Here is a 21,820-nt window from a genome sequence, read left to right as displayed (position 1 = left end):
TTTTTTTCAAATATTTTAGCGTAACTTTATAAATATATTTAAAAAGTACATAAAAAGCCCTCAAGAGGACTTTACTAATTAATATAAAAAAAAAACCTGTCAAAGACAGGTTTCAAAATTCTTATTTAGCCACTACTGGATAAACTGATACGTGTTTTTTACCACGTTTCATTTCGAATTTAACAGTTCCTTCGATTTTAGCGAAGAGAGTATCGTCGCCACCACGGCCAACGTTAGTACCTGGATGGATATGTGTACCACGTTGACGGAAAAGGATTGAACCGCCACTTACAAGTTCACCGTCAGATGCTTTAGCACCGAGACGTTTAGCTTGTGAGTCACGTCCATTGGAAGTAGAACCCCCACCTTTTTTGTGGGCGAAGAGTTGCAGATTAAGTTCAAGCATGTTATTGCCCTCCATTTTCAAATTTAAGTGTAATGTACTGACCATAGCTTTTCTCAACTGCTTTCATCGAATTTGCAAAAGCTTCGAGCAAAGTTTGAGCCAATACGCCTTGTTTTTCAGGTATGCTCAAAGGAATTTCAACATACAAGTAACCATCTTCCATCTGAGTCACAGGTTTAATGTGAGCCATCTCGTAGATATTATTTGCCGTTGTAATTGATAGAACGCTGACCGCCGCACAAACCACATCGTGTCCATACTCGCCAGATTCAGCATGTCCTGAGATTTCATAAGAAACAATTTTGTCTCTTTTTGTCCTGATACAAGCTTCAATCATAATTAAGCGTTAACTGATTTGATAACAACTTTAGTGTATGGTTGACGGTGACCTTGTTTACGGTGTGAGTGTTTTTTAGGTTTGTATTGGAAAGTAACAACTTTCTTTTGCTTACCATGTTTTTCGACTTCACCAACAACAGTTGCGCCTTCAACGAGTGGTGCACCAACTTTAGTTGTTTCGCCTCCGACAAAGATAACTTCGTCGAAAGTAACGGTTTGACCAGCTTCAACATTGAGTTTTTCAACGTAGATTACTGAACCTTCTTCAACTTTAACTTGTTTACCACCAGTTTTGATGATTGCATAGTTTGACATTGTGATTCCTCCTTGTTAGATTTCATCGCTTTTAAGTCAAGCGACTGTTAGACTCGCCTTAGTTCGTGGGCATATGCCACTTAATACGAAACTTCGTGCGGTTGCACTTTATGAGACTTCACAAAGACAACTATATTATTATACTACTTCTTTTTCTACTTTTCAAGTCTTATTTTTCACTTTTTTCTTCTATAGAATTAAGCGAGACTTTATAAATCTTTTTCGTATTCCAAAGCATATTAATCAAAGTATTTACCAGTAAGAGTAACCAAGCAAAAGACAAGCTAAAAGAAAGAATTTCAAAAGCCGTTAATGTCAAATAATGAATAGGATGCCATAAAATATAAGAGATTAAGATAAGACCTACAATAAAATAGGACATACGATATAAATTTGGATCAGCATTTGGTAAAAACCAACGAATTCCTAGTATCGAAATGGCCATAAATAAAACTATTAATTGAGCAACAATGTCATGAGCAATATGCATCCAGCCTGGATCATTGGGAATTAATCCAACTAAAGCAATTGAAATAGCACAAAGTGTTAATAAAACTTGCAAACTATTTTGTCGAAAATGACTGCCCGCTTTTTGTCTTAATGAAACAAAAATATAATCAATTAATGCTGCAAATAAGGCTGCCGAAACAATTAACGTCAGATTAAATTGCCAGCTTGAACGTGAAGCCTGAGTTCCAAGCAAACTAAAATTCCTTTGCCACCAGTACTGATTTCCATTGGTGGCCATACTTGAGACGAAACCACCAATAGAAACCACTAAAAGCATTGTTACCATCATATTAATCGAAAAAGTATCTACAACAAAAATCATGACATAATTAATGATTCCAGAAAAAATAGTAAAGATTAGGGTGGAAGTAAAGAGTCCAAAACTTACACCATAAAAAATTTGACCTAAAAACCAAAAAAGGCCCATCGATGCTAAAATGACGATAAGTAAAACAGATAAAGTGACTGTGGCAAATGTCCGCCAGTAACTTCTTTTGGTCATCTGTTTATAAAATTCTTTTCTGCGAGAGAAATATGCAGAAATAAAAGTCAGCATCCCTATTGCATTAGCAATTGTAATAACCGCCGTTGCCAAAGATTCATTTCCAGAAAGAGCGATGACATGAGGATGCTTTAAGACAAAGGCAAAAATAATAAAGATAAATGCAGAAATAATCGTTGGAATAATAAACCACTTGGGCGCCTTATCTGATTTTCTGGCATTGATTTTTCGAATGGTAAAACTATCAGCCGCTAAATCGACGATTTCAATTTCTTCGTTTTCTTTAAGGTCTAATCGTTCATATATTTCTTTAGGTAGATGAATTTTATCCATTTGTTTCTCCTTCCACATTTTGCTCTTTCCAGTCAATTCTCAAATGATAATCGGCTATTTTTTGGGCACCTTGCGAAAGTTGGTAATTAATTTTAATTGTCCTGCTCTCATGATCAATACTTAAAGCATTTGTCAGAATTGATAGTTCTCCTAAACCTTCATATTCAGTTAAACCTGGAATTTCTGGATGAAAATGCATTTTGATAGGTCGCTTTGCAAAGCGGGTCATTATCACTTCTTTTTCATCAAATTTAAGTAAAACTTTTTCATTTGCAGCATTTTGATACTTGAGTAAGGTCTGATGTTCTCCTTTTTTCAACTCTCCCTGATATATTTCTTTGACCAACTCTTCTTGCTGGTCAATTTTAATTCTATTCCTAATTATAATTTCCATAATCATATTTTACTATAATTCCTTGAATATTAAAAACATAGTCTGTGCTAAAAAGATTAAGGTGATGAGGGTCTGCATTTTAGGAGAAAATAGGGTATAATTAGGATAAAATAAGGGAAAATCTGATTTATTTTTAATAGAGAATAGACCTTAAATTTTAGAGGGGGTTTTATTTTGGAAAAAGTCTTTCGTGACCCAGTTCATGACTATATCACGGTGAATCATCCTGTAATATCAGAATTGATTGACACTGCTGAATTCCAACGTTTAAGACGAATTAAACAACTTGGAACATCAAGCTTTACCTTCCATGGAGCTGAACATACCCGTTTTTCTCATTGTTTGGGTGTTTACCACATTGCCAAAAGGATTACTGATTATTTTAGTCGGAATTTCCCTTTGGAATGGAATCCTGATGAGAATCTTTTAACTCAGTGTGCAGCCTTATTACACGATGTTGGACACGGTGCTTATTCACATACTTTTGAAGGTTTATTTAGTACAGACCACGAGGCGGTCACTCGAGAAATAATTACTTCTCCTGATACAGAAATTAATGAAATTTTACGCAAAGTCTCCCCTGATTTTCCTGAAAAGGTAGCTTCTGTTATTTCTCATGAATATTCTAATCCTCAAGTTGTTCAATTGATTTCAAGTCAAATTGATGCTGACCGCATGGATTATCTCCTTAGAGATGCTTATTTTACTGGTGCTGTCTATGGACAATTTGATTTAACTTGGATTTTAAGAGTGATTGTTCCTACGGAAAATGGAATTGCTTTTAAGTACTCAGGAATGCATGCAGTTGAAGACTATATTGTCAGTCGATACCAAATGTATATGCAGGTTTATTTTCATGCTTCTTCACGCTCAATGGAAGTTTTACTGCAAAAGTTACTCGCACGGGCTAAGTTTTTATATGCCAGTCAGCCAGACTATTTTGCGATATCAAGTCCTTGTCTCGTTCCCTTTTTCGAGCAAAATCATAATTTACAAGATTATTTAAGACTTGATGATGGCGTTATGAACACTTATTTTCAAGTTTGGATGAGTCATGATGATGAAATTCTCGCTGATTTAGCTTCTGCTTATGTCAATCGTCATTTACTCAAATCAATTACTTTTGACCCCAAGACTGTAGAATTAGAAGATTTAGAAATTTTATCTTCTTTAGTTGAAGAAGCAGGCTTTAATCCTGACTATTACACTGGTATTCATAGTAATTATGATTTACCTTATGATTTCTATCGACCAAGTTCTGAAAAACCGCGGACTGAAATTAATATTTTACAAAAAAATGGTTCGCTTACAGAGCTGTCAGTACTTTCTCCACTTATTAAAAGTTTGACAGGTACAATTCATGGAAATAGCCGATTCTATTTTCCAAAAATTATGCTAGAAAATCCTGAATTTACCAAGTATATTGTTAATGACAGCTTGGTGATTAATCAAAATTTTACTGACAGAAATTCTACTGCCTCTGAAAATACTGACGACTCTGTCAGTAAACAATTATCACTTGATGACAACCTATAATTGCTAAATATTTAATAAATTGAAAGAAATAGAAAGAGAAATTCTTATGATTAAACTTGTTGCTATTGACCTTGACGGAACTTTACTTGACCCTAATCGCCAAATTACTGCCGAAGTAAAAACGGCTGTTAAAAAAGCTAAAGCGGCTGGCGTTAAAATTGTCATTACAACTGGCCGACCTTTACCTGGTGTTGTTGATATTCTAAAAGCACTTGAATTAACTGACCAAAGTGATTATGTTATTACTTATAATGGTGGGTTGGTTCAGCGAGCAACTGGTGAAGAATTTATCAAAGAAACTTTGAGTTCTGAAGATTGGCTTGACTTAGATGCTGCTGCTCGTAAAATTGGACTGCCGATTCACGCAATCACTCGCGAGGGAATCTATACTCCAAATCACGATGTCGGAAGATATACTGTCCAAGAAGCCCAAATGGTTAAAATGCCACTTTATATTCGCCAACCCGAAGATATTGCTGCTTTAGAAATTGCCAAAGTAATGATGGTCGATGAGCCTGCGGCTCTTGATGACGGAATTGCATACCTCCCTTTTGAATTCTTTGAACGCTATAATGTAGTGAAATCAACACCATATTATTTAGAATTCATGAACAAAAAAGCAAGTAAAGGGTCAGCAGTTCAACATTTGGCAGAGAAACTTTCTTTTGACTTGGATGAAGTAATGGCTATTGGAGATGAAGAAAATGACCGTTCAATGCTTGAAGTTGCAGGTTGTCCTGTTGTGATGGAGAATGGAAAATCTGAATTGAAAAAAATTGCCAAATATGTAACTAAATCAAATGCTAAATCAGGTGTTGCCTATGCGATTAATGAATGGGTTTTGAAAGATTACCAAGATTAATTAAAAATTTATGAGCATTATTGTTTCCTACTGAACTTTTTAGCGTTATAATATAAGTATAAAAAGATAACAAATAGATGAATTTACAAGTCATCTTTTGATATATAGTGGAGGTAATAAGATGAAAATTACATTTGATGAAAAAACAGCTGATAAAATTAAAGCACTTGGTGATGTTGACTTAGTTTTTGATTTCGACCATACTTTGAGTGAAGTCAATACTGAAGTTGACGCTTGTGCTGGTGGAATTTCTCGCTATCGTATTGTTGCCGTAGAAAAAGGAAACGTTCCTGAAGTCTTTGATGCAAGTATTGATTCTGAATTTGGACCAATTTATTATAAAGGCTATGGTTCTTACTTCTTCCAAGATGAAATGTCTACCAAAATCAATCCTTCATATAATTTGATTGAATTGCGTAGTACTGCAGAATTGCTCAGCCCTAACCTTTTAATCGTTGACTTCCGTGGCAAACAAAAAGCTAGCTAATAAACGCCAACCAAAAAGACCCTCCAAGAGGGTCTTTTTTATATATCATAAAATGGATTTGTCTTTTCTTGGCTTTCATAAATCTTGACATCCATCTCAAAAGAACGAAGCTTGTCAGCAACTAATCCAATAAAATCATGCTCAATATAGTGACCGGGGTCTATTCCTAATAAACCGGCTGAAAGCATATCATGACCAACATGATAATAAATATCTCCTGTTATGTAAATATCTGCCTTTTTTTCCAAAGCTTTAGGCCATAATTTTCCACCTGAACCACCACAAATTGCAATTCGGCCAATTTTTTGAGTCAAATTATGATCATAAGTGATAAGACGTAATCTATCTAACCCAAATGCTGCTTTCACTTTTTCTGTCAGCACTGATAATTCTGTCAGTTCAATATTTCCAACACGGCCCAATCCTTCTTCATCATCTAGCACTTCAATGTCAGTCATTCCAAGTAACTGACTGAAATAATCGTTTAAACCACCACTAACCACATCAATATTTGTATGGCTGGTATAAACAGCAATTCCAGCTCGCGCCAAGTCCAAAACTAGTTTTTCCTGATCATTCATTGAAGTCAACGCAGAAAGAGGGCGGAAAATCAAAGGATGTTTAGCAATAATCAAATCCACACCCAGTGCCTTTGCTTCTGCCACTGTTTGCTCACGAATATCCAAGGTCACCAAAACTTTTGTTAGTTCATCATTTGGGTTCCCAACTTGTAAACCTACAGGATCACCTTCAACAGCTAATTCTTTGGGGCAAAATTTTTCGTATTCAAGCATAAAATCAGAAATTTTCATCGGAGCACTTCCTCAATTCTCGCAATTTGATTTAAAACCTCTTGACGTTTTTCGACTTGTTCTTTAGGCAAACGTACAATAATTTTATTCAAAGTATTTAATTCCTTTTGCCATTTTTGTTGAAAAATAATTGATTTTTCTTTAGATAAAAAAGGGCCAAATGTTAAATCATTTAATGACAGTTCAATGCAACTAGCGGAAGCCATTGAATCGGCAGATAACGGAACTGACGGCTTTGCAGACGGTTCTGTCATTAACTTTGAGAGTGGTTCGGCAACAATAATCTCGTAAAACTTACCTGCCTCCAATAAGATCTTTTCATTTTTAATGACAAATTGATGATTCACTAACCACTGTCGAAGACTTTCTTCATGATTATTAGGCTGCAAAATCAAACGTTTAACATGACTTAACTTTTCTTTACCTGCCTCTAAAATTTCGGAAATTAATATTCCTCCCATACCAGCAATCACGATTGTATCAATCTTGTCAGTATTTTCAATAGCGCCTAAGCCATTGGCCAATCGAACCTGAATCCTATCACTTAAATATGCTTCTGATACATGATTCTTAGCAATTTCAAAGGGCCCTTTGACAACTTCTCCCGCTACGGCAAAATTAATCACGGCTTTTTGCATCAAATAAGTTGGTAAATAAGCATGATCTGAACCAATATCAGCAAGTCTTGCACCATTATCAACATAGTCAGCTACTGCTTTCAAACGTTTTGAAAGTTTAATTTCATTCATTTTTTAAATATTTCTTTCCAAATTTACAATAATCTAAAACAGGACAATCTGCACATTTCGGCTTTTTGGCTGTACAATGATAACGCCCAAAGAAAATGAGATGGTGATGTGCTTGTACCCATTTTTCTTGCGGAATCAGCTTCATCAACTTTTCTTCAACTTCTAAAACTGTTGCTTTTTGGGGAACGATATCCAAACGTTTAGAAACTCGTTCAACATGTGTATCAACAGCAATCCCCGGAATTCCGTAGGCTTCTGCTAAAACAACATTTGCTGTTTTTCGACCCACCCCCGGTAAAGTTTGTAAAACCTTTTTATCCTTTGGCAAATCAGGCAAAAGGTCGCCAAAGTCGGTCACTAACATCTGTGATGTCCGTAAAATATTTTTAGCTTTAGTCTTGTAGAGGCCAATTGTTCGAATCAGTTTCTCAATTTCTTCCACTTTTGCCTGAGACATTGTTTGTGCATCTGGAAAAGCCGCAAACAGAGCAGGGGTCGCCTTATTAACCCCCTTGTCAGTTGCTTGAGCAGATAAAATCGTCGCAATCAACAGTTGAAAAGGAGTTTCCCACTCTAATTCTCCGTGAGCTTGCGGAAACATGTCCTCAATAATTTCTAAAGCTTCAAGATATCTTTTTTTACTTAACATCATGCACGTCCATTATCTCTATTAACTATTCCATGGTCCATCCAAAGGAATATAAAAATCTTCTTGTGGTTTCTTTCTTTTGGCTTCTTCACGTTCAATCTGTCGACTCTCAATTGCTTGAATAGAATTCACCCCATCATTTTTCCAATTTCGCAAAATAGCTTTAATGTAATTCAAAGACACCTTACGATTGAGAACTGCTTCACGCAAAGCTTGTTTAATCAACGAAAAATCATAACCATCTTCAAAAAGCCAAGCTCTCAATTCTTCCATTTGTACAGGAGAGATCATGCCCATTTCTGCTTCAAACATGCTAACTAATTCTTTAAGCTGCCCCTCTTCTTGAACTTTTTCATTCTCTGGAGTTGAACTAGCAACAGCACCATCCAAAATTTCATCTAAGTGCTTAAAGGCTGGACTAACATCAAAGAAAGTTTCCATTTCTCCGTCAATTTCAATTAAAGTCACCTTCATTGCTCCAAATTTGGACAGATTATCAATGGCCTGATTGACCTCCGATAATTTTTTACCTGTTTTTTCAGCAATTTCACTAGGTGCAATATCTTGATTTTCAAAAAAGTATAACCAAATCAAAAAATCAAAAGCAGAAGGGAAAAGCTTACTAAAATGTGCTAAAATCACATTTGGTAAGACAAGATGCCCTTTGCTATATTCATCGTAATAATTCATAGAACTATTATAGCATATCGCGTCATTATGGTTCAATGAACTTCACATAAAAACTACTTAAATCAGTTAAACTTTAGAAAATTTTTAATCAATTATTTTATACTATTTAATTTCAGACCTTAATTTCCTAAAGCATTTATTTTCTTCAATTACATTTTTGTAAGAATTTAGCAAGCAAATCCTTGATATACTATACTTATAAACAAAAGGACATTTGAAAGGAAATAAACAATGAAAACACAAACAGAAAAAATTACTCAAAAAGTAGAAAATGAAAAATCAATCAAAGATAATTTAGAAATTATCCACTCACTTAATGACTTACTCTACAACGGTTCTTTATACTGATGTAAAGTAACACAAAAAAAGGACCTATGAAAATTAATTTCTTAGGTCTTTTTTTATTATTTCGCTTGATAGACTATTTTTCCATCACATATTGTGTATTTAACTTGTCCTTGAACTTTCTGTTTAATAAATGGAGAATTGGTCGCCTTGGAGTCAAATGTTTCACCGACCTGATAGTCATTTTCAGCGTCAAAAATGACGAGGTCAGCTGGTCCATTTTCTGCGAGGTAACCTGCATCAAAATTATAAAGTTTAGCTGGATTAACTGTCATTTTTGTCAGTAATTCACTGAGTGTCAAATGGCCTTTTGCGACTAAGTTTGTCAAGCCAAGTTGCAATGAAGTTTCTAATCCAATCATTCCTGAAGGCGCCTTATCAAGGCTGACATTTTTCTCTTCATGAGTATGTGGAGCATGGTCTGTGGCGATGACATCAATCGTTCCATCTTTCAATCCCTCAATTATTTTACCGATATCAGTAGTTCTACGCAATGGTGGGTTGAGTTTAGCATTGGTCCCTTGCTCAAAAATCATTTGTTCTGTAATCGAAAAATGTTGTGGAGTCACTTCTGCTGTGATTTTTGCTCCTAAATTTTTGGCAAATCGCACCACTTCAACAGATTCTCCAGCTGATAAATGTTGAATGTGCAAGCGAGCGCCTGTTTCGTAAGCAATCATAGTATCACGCGCCATCATGCTGTATTCTGAAACAGTCGGTGCCCCTGTGAAGCCACATTTATGAGCCACTTCGCCATCATTCACTCCTAAAGTTCCAATCAAATTTGGGTCTTCTTCATGAATTGAAATCAGGCTGTCAGTTAATTTCGCTTTTTGCAGAGCTTTACGTAAAACACCAGCATCTGTCAGTGGAATACCATCATCAGAAAAGCCGATTGCTCCTGCTTTAATGAGTTCATCAAATTCTGTTAAATGCTCTCCATCAAAATCTTGCGTAATTGACCCAACTGTATCAATCTTAATATCTTCTTTGTCAGCAATTTCTAAAGTTTCTGTCAGTACTTTTGGCGTAGATAAAATAGGTTTTGTATTTGCCATCATAACTACTCTTGTAAAACCACCAGCCGCAGCTGATTTTGCACCGCTATGAATCGTTTCTTTATGTGTTTGTCCTGGTTCACGAAAATGAACATGAACATCAATTAAACCAGGGGCAACGACTAATCCCCTTGCATCAACAATTTCTGCATTTTCTACTGACAAATTTAAGCCGATTTTTACTATCTTGTCATTTTCAATCAGAATATCTAACACTTCATCTCGATTTGATTTGGGGTCAACAAGTCGTCCATTTTTAATTAATAAAGTCATTTTCTCCCTTTCATAAATTACTGACAGAACAATCAGCTTTGCTGACTTGTTCATTTATCCTCCGATTCAATGTCTCCTTTTGGTCGCATTGAACTGACAGCTGTTCCAGAACCTAATTATTTACTGACAGGCTCTTTGAATTTCTGTCAGTAAATTAATTTTGCCAAGTTTCTTGATTTTCTTTGAACTTTTTAAGTAATTCTAATTCTTCTTTTGTCACATAACCCGTTTCTTTAGCAATTTCAATCAATTCAGAATAAGTTGTCAATGTGGCTAATTGAACACCAGCCTCAGCAAATTTACGGCTTGCTTTTTCTAATTCATAAGTGAAAATTGCAACCACACCAAGAACATCAGCACCTTCACGTTCAGCAGCTGCAACAGCTTCTAAAACTGAACCACCAGTCGAAATCAAATCTTCAACCACAACCATTTTTTGGCCTTTTGCCACACGTCCCTCAACCTGATTTCCTGCTCCATGGTCTTTTGGTTTACTACGAATATAAGCAAATGGCAATTTAAGATAGTCAGCAATTATTGCACCATGAGGAATTCCTGCTGTAGCAGTTCCTGCAATGACTTCAACTTCTGGAAATTCCGCTTTAATCAATTCTGCAAAAGCACCTTCGATTTGGCTTCTAACTTCCGGATAAGCTAAGGTCACCCGATTATCAGTATATATTGGTGACTTAATTCCTGAAGCCCAAGTAAAAGGTTGACTTGGTGAGAGACTGACCGCTTTAATTTCTAATAAATCTGCAGCAATGGCTTTTGATATTGACATAATTTCTCCTTCTAGTTTACTGACAGAACCATCAGCAAAGCTGACAGTTCATTTTTCTACCGATTCAATAATTCCCTTTGGTCATATTGAACTGACAGAACTACCGTAGCGAGTATAGATAACGTGCAGCCCAATCCTGGTTGTTGTCAGCAATAAAAAACACTTGCCAAGAATCCTAGCAAGTGTAAAAAGTATCAAAACAAATTCACTTTTACTGACAGAAAATCCTGTCAGTAAAAATAGAATCAATTTTTCCTGATTTCAACCTTGCTAGCCTCTCTGGACTAGTTTAAAAGTTATATTGTTTATTAGTTTAACAAACTTGAGCCAGATTTGCAAGTCTTATTTTTTCGACTTATGATAATTGGAATCAAAAAACATTGTAATAATATTGAATGCAACCATAGACAAACCAACCCATTTCATTTTATTATCAGCCGAATAGTTTGTATAAAAATACCAAGCCAAAACCATAAAAAGAAATCTTAAGATAACATCTGCTAAAAATATAAATTTTTTCATTAAATTCCCTCAATGATTGAAAGCAAATTCTACGTCCATAAGCTCTTTTCTCTTTTCTTTTATTTAGATTTCCTATAAGCTTTAATTGCTTCTGGTATGATAATAAGAAGCAGAACAGCAATATAAAATATTTGTACTAAAATATTTTGATGAAAGAAAAATATACTTATGCTTGCACTTATCACAAGCACTCCTTTAAAAATTGGTAAGATTCTTTTCATAGCTAAACCTCCAAATGCTTATTGGAATTGAACCATTTCTATCAACCCCCAGCCCTAACCCCTATCATTTATTTCTATGAAAAGTTTGCATGATAAGACTTAAAATGCTAAGAATTACTGCAATACTTGCAAAAATATATTTAAGTATACTAAGGCCATTTGGAAAAATTAAAATTAAAACACCGAGTATTACGGCAAATATACTACTCAGATATTGTACGATTCTTATACTCTTTTTAGTAATCATTGCCATTCAAACCCCCAGACTCCTCCACTTGGCATTCCAGCAGTAAAATTAAATACTATGCCTCCTGGAGTTTTAGTTAATGCTGTGCCAATAAGATATGAGACACCACTAATAAAGCTACAATACACCGCTGCTTGAGGAAGCTTAAGCCCTAAAACTCCTGCTAAAGCGCCTGCTGCTTCGGCTGAGTGAACACCCTTTTGTCCAATTTTCCGTGCCAATGTACGGGAAACTCCTAAACGAGTTCCCCACCAATAAGTATGTAAATAGGTCTTCCCCTCATGATAGATTGTGATTAGAGTTGCTTGACTATCGCTAGCTATTTCTTCTGCAGTTTTCGGACTATCTCCAATTACAACTGAATTCCCGTCTTGCACCACATTGGCTTTAGGCACTTCTAAAATAGTCTGCTTCAAAGAGACATTTGATTGCGAAATCAATTTATCAAGCTCTGTCAATTCAAGCTTTGTCGCATTTATTGGTAAAGTCTTTTGATTTATTGAAAATTGACCAGTTTTTGAATCTAAGATAACAGCATTATTGAAACGATTGATAAATGCCGAATTAATTTGACCATTATTCGTCGTTGGCGTAGTTGGTTGGCTTACTGTCAACAAGTCAATATCACCAGAATAGTTTGAAACTTGATTTACATTTTTAGCTTCGAGTTTTTGTGATGAGACCTTATTGTGTGCAGATTGGGCAAGCCCAAGACTTCCACCCGTTACGAGTAAAATTGTTAGACTTGAAAATACTAGATTATTTTTTAAATGTGACATATTTTTTCTCCTTTTTGAGATGCGATGCAAATCAATAGAGATTTTGCATCACTGCTACGGTGACATTTCTTCTTTCAATATTTTTAGCCCTCCTTTTACCATTCTGAGTGAGCGACACTCAAGATTCATGAATCATTTTCTAAACTGATTATATCAAATCAAACTGCCCCAAAAGGCCTTTTCCGAAATCTCGGAAAAATTTTTTATAAAAAATAAAAAGGGAACTCAAATCCCTTTTATATCCCACTAGTTTTTTACAGATTCATCAAATATTTTTTGATAATAAGCCTTCATCTCTGGCAAACCCAATTCATCAAAAAGACGGATAGAACTCTCCATTTTAGCTTTCCCATCGACAGTTTTGTCAGATTTATAAAGCAATAAACCAAGAGTAAAGCGAGACATATTACGGCAAAATAAATCCTTTTTATAAGGTATTAAAGCAATATTAACATCTTCCAAGAGTTTTTGAGCAATGGAATATTTATTCTCACTAATATACTTTACAGCTGCTCGGCAAACAATTTGGACAATTTTTTCCCGATATTTTTTAACTTTGAGATAATGCAAATTTTCTTTCCAAAAGTCTTTCATCAAAGAGAGAGTCAAACGGGTATTCAAGTGTTCTACAACAAACGAAAGAATACTTAACTCAAAATATGACCAAACTTCGATATTAAACATTAAATCAGTAACTTCAACTTCTTCTCGCTCTGTCAATCCATAAAGCAAATTTTGAGTCGCTAGAAATATCATTCGATTTCCTTGTTCATTATCATATTTTCCAGCTTCACTATTAATCGCTTTTAATTTTACAGTATCTTGCATATAATTCGCATCTTCAATTTCATCACAAATCTCAACAAAATAATCAGAATGGTAATTGTTAAAAAAATATTCAAACTCAGAAACCTCAATATGCATTAATTCTAAAGCTGCATCTAATTTATCAAATCTAAGAATAGACTTTCCACTTTCAAAATCTGAAAGTGATGATTTTGACAAACCTACTTTTTCAAAGTCAGTTAATCTAAAGTTTCGTTGTGTTCGTAAATCATAGAAAATTTCTCCCATCAAAGAGATTGTTCTATTGCTTTTTACCATTCCACATTCCAGCATTTCAATTTATTTTGATTAAATTGTACTACTTTTTACCAAAAAAGCAATGATTGTTTCGCTTTATTTAAATATAGGATTTTTAGATTACAAAATAAAAAAACGCAAAGCTTTCAAGCTTCGCGTTTTAGCATATTTACACTAAATTCTCTTCACAACACTTACAAATTTTCCAATTCTTCCATCGCTTCTAAAAGAGTCATTTCTATCTCATCTTTTTCATCACTAAAGAGGTCAATTTCAGCTTGTAATTCTCCTAATTTAACAAAATCAGCGGTATTTTCTTGCATTTCCAATAATAGAGCTGCAATTTTTGCTTCCAAATCGGCTAGTTTCTCTTCACAAGCCTTGATTTCGCGTTCTACTTTACGTCGATTCTTTTGAGCTTCTTTCTGGGCTGTAAAATCTTGTTGACCTAAACTTTCTACCGGCTCCCCATTTTCTGAAGAATTAGTCTCAGCTTGTACTTCTGCTTTTTTCTCGACATAATAATCATAATCTCCCAAGAATTCTGTGCTTCCTTCGGGAGCAATTTCTAAAACTTTGGTGGCTACTCTATTGATGAAGTAGCGGTCATGAGAAACAAACAAGATTGTCCCCGGAAAATCAATCAAAGCATTCTCCAAGACCTCACGTGAATCAATATCCAAGTGGTTGGTTGGTTCATCTAAAACTAAAAAGTTATCGTGATCCATTGCTAATTTAGCAAGTAAGAGACGGGCTTTTTCGCCACCAGAAAGCATTCCAACCGTTTTCTTTACATCATCTCCACTAAAAAGAAAAGCTCCGAGCATATTACGAATTTCAACTTCATTAAGTAGGCGATGCTCATTCCATAATTCGTCTAAGACAGTATTTGAAGCAGTCAATCTCCCTTGTTCTTGGTCATAATAACCCAAAGTAACATTGGCTCCCAATTTTGCTTGACCTGCTAAAAATGGAATCTGACCAACAATTGACTTAATCAATGTTGTTTTACCTACTCCATTTGGCCCAACAATAGCAAGGGATTCACCTTTACGCTCGTCAATGTTAATCGGTCCAGAGAGACGATTATCTTCATAACCCACCGTTGCTTCTGAAACGGTTAAAACAACATTTCCAGACGTTTTTTCAGGAGTAAAAGTAACATTGGCCGATTTATCATCACTTGTTGGTGCGTCTAAACGCTCCATTTTCTCCAACTTTTTACGACGCGATTGCGCCATTTTAGTCGTCGAAGCACGAACTAAATTTCTGGCAACATAGTCCTCTAATTTTGCAATTTCTTTTTGTTGTTTTTCAAAATTCTTGAGTTCTAACAAGAGTTTTTGCTCTCTTTGTTCGACATAACGAGAATAATTTCCAGAAAAACGAGTCAATTCTCCTCTAGATAATTCCAAAACCTCATTAACCACTTTATCCAAAAAGTAGCGGTCATGACTGACAATTAATAAACTACCTTCGTAATTTTTAAGGTAATTTTCAAGCCAAGCTAGAGTCTCAATGTCCAAGTGGTTAGTTGGTTCATCCAAAATCAAAAGTTGTGGTCTTTCAAGCAACATCTTAGCAAGAGCCAGACGTGTTTTTTGTCCCCCTGATAAACTTGAAATTTCTCTTTCCCACATTGTTTCATCAAAACGAAAACCATTTAAGACAGACTTAATTTCAGATTCATAAGTAAATCCATTTTTCATCCGAAATTCTTCTGATAAAGCATCATAACGTTTCATCAGAACAGTCAATTCGTCCCCAGCAAGTTCTCCCATTTGCAATTCCATCTGACGCAATTGTTTTTCCATTTGGCGAAGCGAGTCAAAAACGGAGAGCATTTCGGCAAAAATTGTCCGTGACGAATTCAATCCAGTATCTTGTGCCAAATAGTTCATTGTTAAATCTTTTGTTTTAGATACAGTACCGCGACTCGCTTCTTCAACTCCAGCGATAATTTTAAGCAAAGTAGACTTACCAGCTCCATTTCGGCCAACCAGAGCAATTCTTGAATGGTCTTGTAAACTAAAATTGATATTTTCAAATAAGACATCGCCACCAAAAGTGCGTGCAATTCCATTCCCTTGCAGTAAAATCATGATATTTATCCTCTTCGTTATATCTCAAGGCTTATTGCTTGATACTTCTTCATTTTTTCTTTTCTCAGAAAAGCATTCTTTCTATTATAGCATTTAAGCTAAGTTTTTTGTAGTTTTTCTAAACGTTCAATATTAAAAAGCCTATCTTCTTGATAGACTTATTTAAAAATAAAATTAGACTAAGATTAATCTTTCACGCAATTCTATCCTTCTGACTTCTGGTGGAATAAACGCTCTGATTCCATCCTCATTAAAACCAATCAATAAGCAATCCTCATCGAAAATTAATGGTCGTTTTAGAAGACGTGGATTTTCTTGAATGAGTACGAAAGCTTCTTCGAGCACCAGTTCATCGAAATTATAATTTAAAGCTGAATAGGCTTTTCCTCTTTTCGCAATTATATCTTCCAGTCCATTCTCTGTCAGGGATAAAATTTTAATTAAATCATCTTTCTTCATGACATCTTTTGATAAATTAATTTCTTCAAATTCAATGTGATGTTTACGTAACCATTTTTTAGCTTTTCTACAAGATGAACAAGAACCACTAAGATAAATTTTAATCATATTTTCTCCCTATCTATTTTTCATATTTCTATTCTAACATGAAAGCGCGTTAATTAAAAGAGTAAAATAAATGTTTTTTTATAATTATAATTTATTTCTCATTTTATTTGCGTTATTTATTCCTTTTGTTTGATAATTTCACAAATTTTTGATAAAATTATCACAAAGAAACTGATTATTAATTAGTTTTAATAAAATCGAATTAAATTTTTGAGGTATAACAATGACTGATCATAAACCAAGCAAAAGCTTACCTAAAGCAACTGCAAAACGATTGCCACAGTACTACAGACTATTTAAAAGTCTTGTTGAAGAAAATGTGACACGCACAAATTCACAACTTATTTCAGAAAAAATTGGGGTAGATGCTGCTACAATTCGCCGTGATTTCTCTTTATTTGGTGAATTAGGGCGAAGAGGATACGGTTATGAAACTAAAGTTCTACGTGATTTCTTCGGAGAACTCCTTGGTCAAGATCAAGAAACGCATATTGCTCTAATTGGTGTCGGAAACCTTGGTCGTGCATTGCTTCATTATCAATTCCAAGATAGAAACAAAATGAGAATCACGCAAGCCTATGATATTTCTGGTAATCCTTTAGTCGGAACACAAACAGATGATGGAATTCCAATTTATAATATTTCTGATTTAGAAAAAAATGTTAAAAAATCGGATATCAAAACAGCAATTCTCTCTGTTCGTAAAGAAAATGCCCAAGAAGTTGTTGACACTCTAGTCAAAGCTGGTATCAAAGGTTTCCTAAACTTTGCCCCAATTCGGTTGAAAGTCCCTTCAGATGTGGTTGTTCAATCAATTGATTTAACTAAGGAGTTGCAAACTCTATTATTTTTCATGAACGGTAACAAACAAGAATAGAATAAATATAAAATAAAAACGGCTTAATATAGCCGTTTTTCCTATTTTTAAAACAACTAAAAAATATAGAAATAAAAAACTCGTACAACAAAATTACAACATATCATTATGTTTCTGATAGTATTGTTGTAAATTTACAACAAACAAAAAACCCTGACCGAAGTCAGGGTTAATTTTACTATTTTAATATTTTAATAATTTAAAGTTTGACCAGCATAAATCAAATTAGGATTTGAAATACCATTCATTGAAACTAGACTTTGAACTGTTGTTCCTAAACGGCTGGCAATTGATGAAAGGTTATCTCCAGAACGTACGGTGTAAGTTCGTGCTGTAGCCCCAGATTGACCGCCTGTGAAGCGAATAACTTGACCAGTGTAAATGATGTTCGGATTAGATAAACTGTTCTGACGAGCCAATTCTTGCCAGTTTGTGCCCCAATTTGAAGCAATTACACTCAAAGTATCGCCTGATTGGACGATATGAGTTTGAGTCTTTCCAGTTGAATTACTTCCGCCTGTATCTAGCGCTTGAACATCACTTGCCGCAACCCAGCTCATGATATTATCAAGCAAGACTTTATTGCCTGATTTTTGAAGGACTTTATAGGCATTTTCCTTAACCCATTTAGGAATTGCTTGTCCCGTTGAGTAATTCGTGGCACTGAACTTGATTGTGACAGTCATTCCTTCTTGGATTTCACTTGGCGTCACTTCGGTGGCATCTTTACCGTCATCAGTAGCTGGTGTGTCAGTATCAGGTTTAGTTGCGTTTCCGTCTTCATAACCTTTGTCAGTAATTCCTGTTAAATCCACATTACCATCAAGTCCGCCAGCAACATAAGTTGATGTGAACTGGAATACTGATATTCCATCCATACTTGGGAAAAAGCTATAGTTTGGAACTGGTGTTACTTCATAGTTTGGATAAGCCGCAATCCATAGTGAGTTAGGGAATTCTTTGATGATTTGCTTATAATTGACATTTGCCAAAGTGTAAGGCTTATAAGAATAATACATTGGAGTATATCCAGCTGCTTTTACACGTCGCATTCCATAAAGAATCGCATCAGTATTGGCCTGTTTATCTCCACTTGCTCCACTTTCATAGTCCAATGCTACAATAGAATTTTTAGGCGTTTGAATCCTTGGTAAGTAACGATCAAGTGCTGCTTTGGCTACTTCTTGGGAACTTCCGACTTGATACCAAATATAAGTGTGTGCTCGTTTCCCTTGAGCAATTGCCGATGCAACTTGCGTTGAATAAGTCGCTTGGTCTACAAAGGTTCCACCGTAAGTTCCTCCGATTTGGCTAAAAGCAAATTTATCATGAGCATAACCAAAATTACCGTAAGTTCCGTTATATTTTGACCAGTCCACCCCTTGGTCACCAACTGCCGCAAATACAGGACCACTTGCTGCAACAACAAAGAAAGCTACCATTCCAATGGCAGCTTTTTTAATTACTTTTTTCATTTGTTTTCCTCCGTGTCATTTAGTTGATTATTATATTTTGCAGCACTTACTCCAGCTAATGTTCCCAAGAACACTGTGAATGCGTTCAAAGTAATAATAGCTAAATCAGTTCCACCCCAACCGTAGGCTTTGCCAATTACTCCAATAAACACACTAAGTGCTGGTAATGCTGTTAAAACAGCCCATTTGATAATGTTGTAAAATTTACTATTTAAAATCATAATTCTTTCCCTCTAAAATTGAATTTTGAAATAGGCTAAGATAAACCCACCTACAAAACCACCAATCGCAAATATTGCTCGCCAAATATTTTTACGAGTCATCATTTTAGCCTCATATTCCTTATTTTCTTTACTCTCATTAATCCCCATGACAGCTTGGAAAATTTCGTTATTTTGCTTAAGTTGTTCTCTATTTTGCTCTCGCAAAAATTTATTTGACTCATCCACACGAGCAAGCCCCTCATTAATAGAGTTTTGCATGACAACTGACATATCATTAAGACGAGCAAGTTCCTTATCATGCTGCTTAAGCTTATCCTCATGCTGCTCTACAATTTTTTCTAACTCCATTACTCCCTCTTTCTATGCTGTTGGCCAAGCGTCTTTTGTAAAGTAACTTCTTACCCCACGGAAAAAGCTGTTGACTGGAATGTCTTCTCCCATATAAGAAATGGAGCTGTCTGGGTTAAAGTAATAGTAAGTATCTAAGTGACGACCTTGAACAAGAGGGTCAATTGACTCTGCTTCAATAGGACGATATCCCAACGGTATTTTTTCAGTAGGTTTTGCTCCACTTCCAAGTGTAGTCGTATTTGAACCTCTAAAGGTAATTGTTACCATATTACCAATACGTTTTGCAGTCACTGATAGTCCATAACCAATTTCAAAAGATGTGGTAGCGTAGCGCTGATTGATATCGCCTGAAACCGAAAGGGTTTTAAAGCTTGCATCATCAGAGAATGTTTTCTTCCCAGCAACTGTTTGATCACCCGTTAACTTAACAGTGGCATCAGAAGATTGCTTTAGATTATCTGTCAAAGTGTTAAAGTTAGTATTTATCGCTTCAGCACCATTTTGCATGCCACGATAAATTTTAGTTAATTCTGCCATTTAGTTTCTCCTATTTCTATTATTTGGTTAGTGTTGTTTTAAAAGCAACACTTTCTGACTTATCACTTTCATCATTGCCATTAATTTGATTAACCTGGACGTTGTATGATGTGCCCGCCTTTAGATTTTCCAAATCAAATGACAGAAGTTTACTTCCACCTACAGGCACACCATCTAAATAAACTCGATACTTCATTTCGTCCCAATCATACATACTGGGTTCCGCACTAGAAGTTGGATTCGTATCAACATAAGTTCCTACATACTTCGGCCAGTCAGCAGTTGTGACTTCACTTGATGAGGGCATGTATGGAGTAGCGGTTGAGCCCGTTTCCCACTTGTGACCAGCAGTCCATACCGCTGGATTTGTACCTAATACTGAAATTTCATATCTTACAATGATTTCATCGCCTACTTTTATATTTTTAGCTAAAAAAGTAATTGAGTCTCTCTCCCAATCAAAAGTGGAAGTCCAAGTTTTTTCTAGGCTACTCGTTTCCACCCCATTAATAAGTACAATTCTTACAATGTGGGTATCTGTCCCATATCCTTTTACAAATGCCGAAAATGTGTAATCGGAATTTTGGATAACTGTATATTTTTTAAAAATACCGCCCCATTGACCGCCAGTTCGTTTTTTAACAGTTAAACCATTATATGTTCCGTCATCTGTCCAGAGTTCTGAAAAACCCCAAGTACCACTAAAATCTCTAGTCCCATCTAACAAGTTCAAATTTGGATAAACAGTCGTGAAGCCGTCCGTGCCGTCTGCGCTGTTGGCGTAGGCGGTATGTAAATAATTTTTATCTGCCATAGTATCACCCGTTTTCCCATGAAACTTTAGCACTTGAAGAAGTGACATCAGAAACAGTTAGATTGGTTGGTGTCTTCACTTTTTCAACATAGCCTTTGGTGATTGTTGCGCCATCGATAACAAAACGAATAACTTCAGTTCCGTTAATTAATAACAGTTCGTTACCATTATTTACAACTTCTCCGTCCATTGTATAAACTGACGGAAGCTCAACATTAATCTTATTTCTGATATAGCTTAATGAAGAAGCTAGGTTATAAATTCGCTCTCCTCCAAAGCTAGGTCCTGTATCAAAACCATTTTCTTCAGTACCAATTGAATTTTTGTAATAAGTTACTTTCACATCCGGTTGATACTCTGAATCGTGCTCAATTACTACATTAAATCCGCTTGGAACTTTACGATAAATGATTTTATTGAGGTCTAAAACTTCCGCAAGTAAACGTCCGCCTGGATCAATCGATTCAAGAATTTCACGGTTGGCTTCCACAAACTCTTCCCAACTCTTTTTACCATCTTCAATATACTGATTAAAGATTCGATAAAGCTCTTTAAAGGTCCACCAGTAGTTAGAATCTTTGAAGGGTTGCGAATAAATAGATTTCTCAACAATATAGTGAAAAGTCCGAGTGGAGAATTGCTCAATCCATTGCTCACCTTCTTGCTTTCTAAAGCTAAAATAAGCTTCGTTTCGTCCAACCATTTGGAGTGCATTATCACTAGCAATATAAGTCAGTATCCCTTTAGTCGCATCAAATGAAATGACTGCTTCTTCTGACACCCCTTGCCCTGTAATTTCTTGCGCCATTAAGCAAAAGAACGGCTGTAAGCCTTCAAAGTTCTTGGGCTGACCGTTCTCTATGATTTGAGCTACAATGGCTTGGCTATTCACATCCGCATGTCTTAATTTAACAATCCCGACATTGTTATTTGGTTCTGTGGTGGACAGCGTGATAAAATGTTCTGTCATAATAGAC

At 35.4% G+C, this 21,820-nt stretch carries 27 protein-coding genes and 1 other annotated feature; of the genes, 5 read left to right on the top strand and 22 right to left on the bottom strand.

Going from position 1 to position 21,820, the window contains the following annotated elements; all coding sequences use genetic code 11:
* Positions 1–121: 121 nt before the first annotated feature.
* The 5 genes from rpmA to QJV49_RS00205 form a co-directional block, all read right to left on the bottom strand.
* Positions 122–406 carry a 50S ribosomal protein L27 gene (rpmA, locus tag QJV49_RS00225; RefSeq protein WP_003130646.1) on the bottom strand — a complete coding sequence of 95 codons (285 nt, stop codon included), beginning with the start codon at positions 404–406 and terminating at the stop codon, positions 122–124.
* 1 nt (position 407) lies between these two features.
* The gene (locus QJV49_RS00220; RefSeq protein ID WP_003130645.1) at positions 408–743 is read right to left on the bottom strand and encodes a ribosomal-processing cysteine protease Prp; all 336 of its coding nucleotides are present in this window, start codon (positions 741–743) and stop codon (positions 408–410) included.
* A 2-nt stretch (positions 744–745) separates the two neighbouring features.
* On the bottom strand, positions 746–1,060 hold the full coding sequence (gene rplU, locus QJV49_RS00215) for a 50S ribosomal protein L21 (RefSeq protein WP_003130644.1): 315 nt from the start codon (positions 1,058–1,060) through the stop codon (positions 746–748).
* 39 nt (positions 1,061–1,099) lie between these two features.
* Positions 1,100–1,173 (bottom strand) — a sequence feature (ribosomal protein L21 leader region).
* 56 nt (positions 1,174–1,229) lie between these two features.
* Entirely contained in the window at positions 1,230–2,405 is a 1,176-nt protein-coding gene (locus QJV49_RS00210; RefSeq protein WP_225511278.1) for a DUF998 domain-containing protein, read from the bottom strand.
* Entirely contained in the window at positions 2,398–2,799 is a 402-nt protein-coding gene (locus QJV49_RS00205) for a DUF1934 domain-containing protein (RefSeq protein WP_029343825.1), read from the bottom strand. The genes QJV49_RS00210 and QJV49_RS00205 overlap by 8 nt, the downstream gene beginning before the upstream one ends.
* Before the next feature lie 174 nt (positions 2,800–2,973).
* Here QJV49_RS00205 and QJV49_RS00200 point away from each other — a divergent pair, with 174 nt between their 5' ends.
* From QJV49_RS00200 to QJV49_RS00190, 3 genes are all read left to right on the top strand, one after another.
* Positions 2,974–4,335: an HD domain-containing protein gene (locus tag QJV49_RS00200; protein WP_225511277.1), complete on the top strand. Its 1,362-nt coding sequence runs from the start codon at positions 2,974–2,976 to the stop codon at positions 4,333–4,335.
* Positions 4,336–4,381: 46 nt separating this feature from the next.
* A complete protein-coding gene (gene yidA / locus QJV49_RS00195; RefSeq protein WP_012897698.1) occupies positions 4,382–5,197 on the top strand; it encodes a sugar-phosphatase in 816 nt (271 codons plus the stop codon).
* 121 nt (positions 5,198–5,318) lie between these two features.
* Entirely contained in the window at positions 5,319–5,684 is a 366-nt protein-coding gene (locus tag QJV49_RS00190; protein WP_225511276.1) for an iron-sulfur cluster biosynthesis family protein, read from the top strand.
* Positions 5,685–5,722: 38 nt separating this feature from the next.
* Here the strand turns inward: QJV49_RS00190 and QJV49_RS00185 are convergent, their stop codons facing one another.
* The 6 genes from QJV49_RS00185 to pyrE all read right to left on the bottom strand — a co-directional run bounded on the left by QJV49_RS00185 (position 5,723) and on the right by pyrE (position 11,044).
* Positions 5,723–6,496 carry a Nif3-like dinuclear metal center hexameric protein gene (locus tag QJV49_RS00185; RefSeq protein WP_225511275.1) on the bottom strand — a complete coding sequence of 258 codons (774 nt, stop codon included), beginning with the start codon at positions 6,494–6,496 and terminating at the stop codon, positions 5,723–5,725.
* Positions 6,493–7,245 (bottom strand): tRNA (adenine(22)-N(1))-methyltransferase TrmK, encoded by a 753-nt coding sequence (locus QJV49_RS00180; RefSeq protein ID WP_225511274.1) that lies wholly within the window; start codon positions 7,243–7,245, stop codon positions 6,493–6,495. Before QJV49_RS00180 ends, QJV49_RS00185 begins: the two co-directional genes overlap by 4 nt.
* A complete protein-coding gene (nth, locus tag QJV49_RS00175) occupies positions 7,238–7,894 on the bottom strand; it encodes an endonuclease III (RefSeq protein WP_012897695.1) in 657 nt (218 codons plus the stop codon). Before nth ends, QJV49_RS00180 begins: the two co-directional genes overlap by 8 nt.
* Positions 7,895–7,915: 21 nt before the next feature.
* The gene (locus tag QJV49_RS00170; RefSeq protein WP_225511273.1) at positions 7,916–8,584 is read right to left on the bottom strand and encodes a DnaD domain-containing protein; all 669 of its coding nucleotides are present in this window, start codon (positions 8,582–8,584) and stop codon (positions 7,916–7,918) included.
* Between the two features lie 404 nt (positions 8,585–8,988).
* A complete protein-coding gene (locus tag QJV49_RS00165) occupies positions 8,989–10,260 on the bottom strand; it encodes a dihydroorotase (RefSeq protein ID WP_225511525.1) in 1,272 nt (423 codons plus the stop codon).
* A 154-nt stretch (positions 10,261–10,414) separates the two neighbouring features.
* Positions 10,415–11,044, bottom strand: coding sequence for an orotate phosphoribosyltransferase (pyrE, locus tag QJV49_RS00160; RefSeq protein ID WP_225511272.1), 630 nt, complete (start codon positions 11,042–11,044; stop codon positions 10,415–10,417).
* Here pyrE and QJV49_RS00155 point away from each other — a divergent pair.
* The gene (locus tag QJV49_RS00155; RefSeq protein WP_003132757.1) at positions 11,025–11,153 is read left to right on the top strand and encodes a hypothetical protein; all 129 of its coding nucleotides are present in this window, start codon (positions 11,025–11,027) and stop codon (positions 11,151–11,153) included. The genes pyrE and QJV49_RS00155 overlap by 20 nt on opposite strands.
* A 472-nt stretch (positions 11,154–11,625) precedes the next feature.
* Here the strand turns inward: QJV49_RS00155 and QJV49_RS00150 are convergent, their stop codons facing one another.
* The 5 genes from QJV49_RS00150 to QJV49_RS00130 all read right to left on the bottom strand — a co-directional run bounded on the left by QJV49_RS00150 (position 11,626) and on the right by QJV49_RS00130 (position 16,565).
* Entirely contained in the window at positions 11,626–11,787 is a 162-nt protein-coding gene (locus QJV49_RS00150; protein ID WP_021214547.1) for a hypothetical protein, read from the bottom strand.
* Between the two features lie 243 nt (positions 11,788–12,030).
* Positions 12,031–12,813: a hypothetical protein gene (locus QJV49_RS00145; RefSeq protein WP_225511271.1), complete on the bottom strand. Its 783-nt coding sequence runs from the start codon at positions 12,811–12,813 to the stop codon at positions 12,031–12,033.
* A gap of 246 nt (positions 12,814–13,059) precedes the next feature.
* Positions 13,060–13,917, bottom strand: coding sequence for an XRE/MutR family transcriptional regulator (locus QJV49_RS00140; protein WP_010905739.1), 858 nt, complete (start codon positions 13,915–13,917; stop codon positions 13,060–13,062).
* Between the two features lie 173 nt (positions 13,918–14,090).
* Positions 14,091–15,998, bottom strand: a complete 1,908-nt coding sequence (locus QJV49_RS00135) for an ABC-F family ATP-binding cassette domain-containing protein (RefSeq protein ID WP_225511270.1) — start codon at positions 15,996–15,998, stop codon at positions 14,091–14,093.
* Between the two features lie 174 nt (positions 15,999–16,172).
* A complete protein-coding gene (locus QJV49_RS00130) occupies positions 16,173–16,565 on the bottom strand; it encodes a Spx/MgsR family RNA polymerase-binding regulatory protein (protein ID WP_225511269.1) in 393 nt (130 codons plus the stop codon).
* Positions 16,566–16,788: 223 nt separating this feature from the next.
* On the opposite strand from QJV49_RS00130, the gene QJV49_RS00125 reads away from it, so the two are divergent.
* Complete coding sequence (locus QJV49_RS00125; RefSeq protein WP_046124391.1) at positions 16,789–17,442, top strand: redox-sensing transcriptional repressor Rex; 654 nt, start codon at positions 16,789–16,791, stop codon at positions 17,440–17,442.
* 191 nt (positions 17,443–17,633) lie between these two features.
* On the opposite strand, the gene QJV49_RS00120 is transcribed toward QJV49_RS00125, so the two are convergent.
* Genes QJV49_RS00120 through QJV49_RS00095 form a run of 6 tightly spaced genes read right to left on the bottom strand, consistent with a single transcriptional unit; the run spans position 17,634 to position 21,813 of the window.
* Positions 17,634–18,917, bottom strand: coding sequence for a LysM peptidoglycan-binding domain-containing protein (locus QJV49_RS00120; protein ID WP_225511268.1), 1,284 nt, complete (start codon positions 18,915–18,917; stop codon positions 17,634–17,636).
* Entirely contained in the window at positions 18,914–19,138 is a 225-nt protein-coding gene (locus QJV49_RS00115) for a phage holin (protein ID WP_225511267.1), read from the bottom strand. Before QJV49_RS00115 ends, QJV49_RS00120 begins: the two co-directional genes overlap by 4 nt.
* A gap of 12 nt (positions 19,139–19,150) precedes the next feature.
* On the bottom strand, positions 19,151–19,489 hold the full coding sequence (locus QJV49_RS00110) for a hypothetical protein (RefSeq protein WP_225511266.1): 339 nt from the start codon (positions 19,487–19,489) through the stop codon (positions 19,151–19,153).
* 12 nt (positions 19,490–19,501) lie between these two features.
* Complete coding sequence (locus QJV49_RS00105; protein WP_225511265.1) at positions 19,502–20,029, bottom strand: hypothetical protein; 528 nt, start codon at positions 20,027–20,029, stop codon at positions 19,502–19,504.
* A gap of 19 nt (positions 20,030–20,048) precedes the next feature.
* Positions 20,049–20,843 (bottom strand): fibronectin type III domain-containing protein, encoded by a 795-nt coding sequence (locus tag QJV49_RS00100; RefSeq protein ID WP_225511264.1) that lies wholly within the window; start codon positions 20,841–20,843, stop codon positions 20,049–20,051.
* A gap of 4 nt (positions 20,844–20,847) precedes the next feature.
* Positions 20,848–21,813 carry a BppU family phage baseplate upper protein gene (locus tag QJV49_RS00095; RefSeq protein WP_225511263.1) on the bottom strand — a complete coding sequence of 322 codons (966 nt, stop codon included), beginning with the start codon at positions 21,811–21,813 and terminating at the stop codon, positions 20,848–20,850.
* Positions 21,814–21,820: the final 7 nt, after the last annotated feature.

The sequence above is a fragment of the Lactococcus sp. NH2-7C genome, assembly GCF_029953655.1.
GTDB lineage: Bacteria > Bacillota > Bacilli > Lactobacillales > Streptococcaceae > Lactococcus > Lactococcus lactis.
The sequence above is the reverse complement of the archived record's forward strand: the minus strand, read 5'-3'. Positions and strand labels throughout refer to the sequence as shown.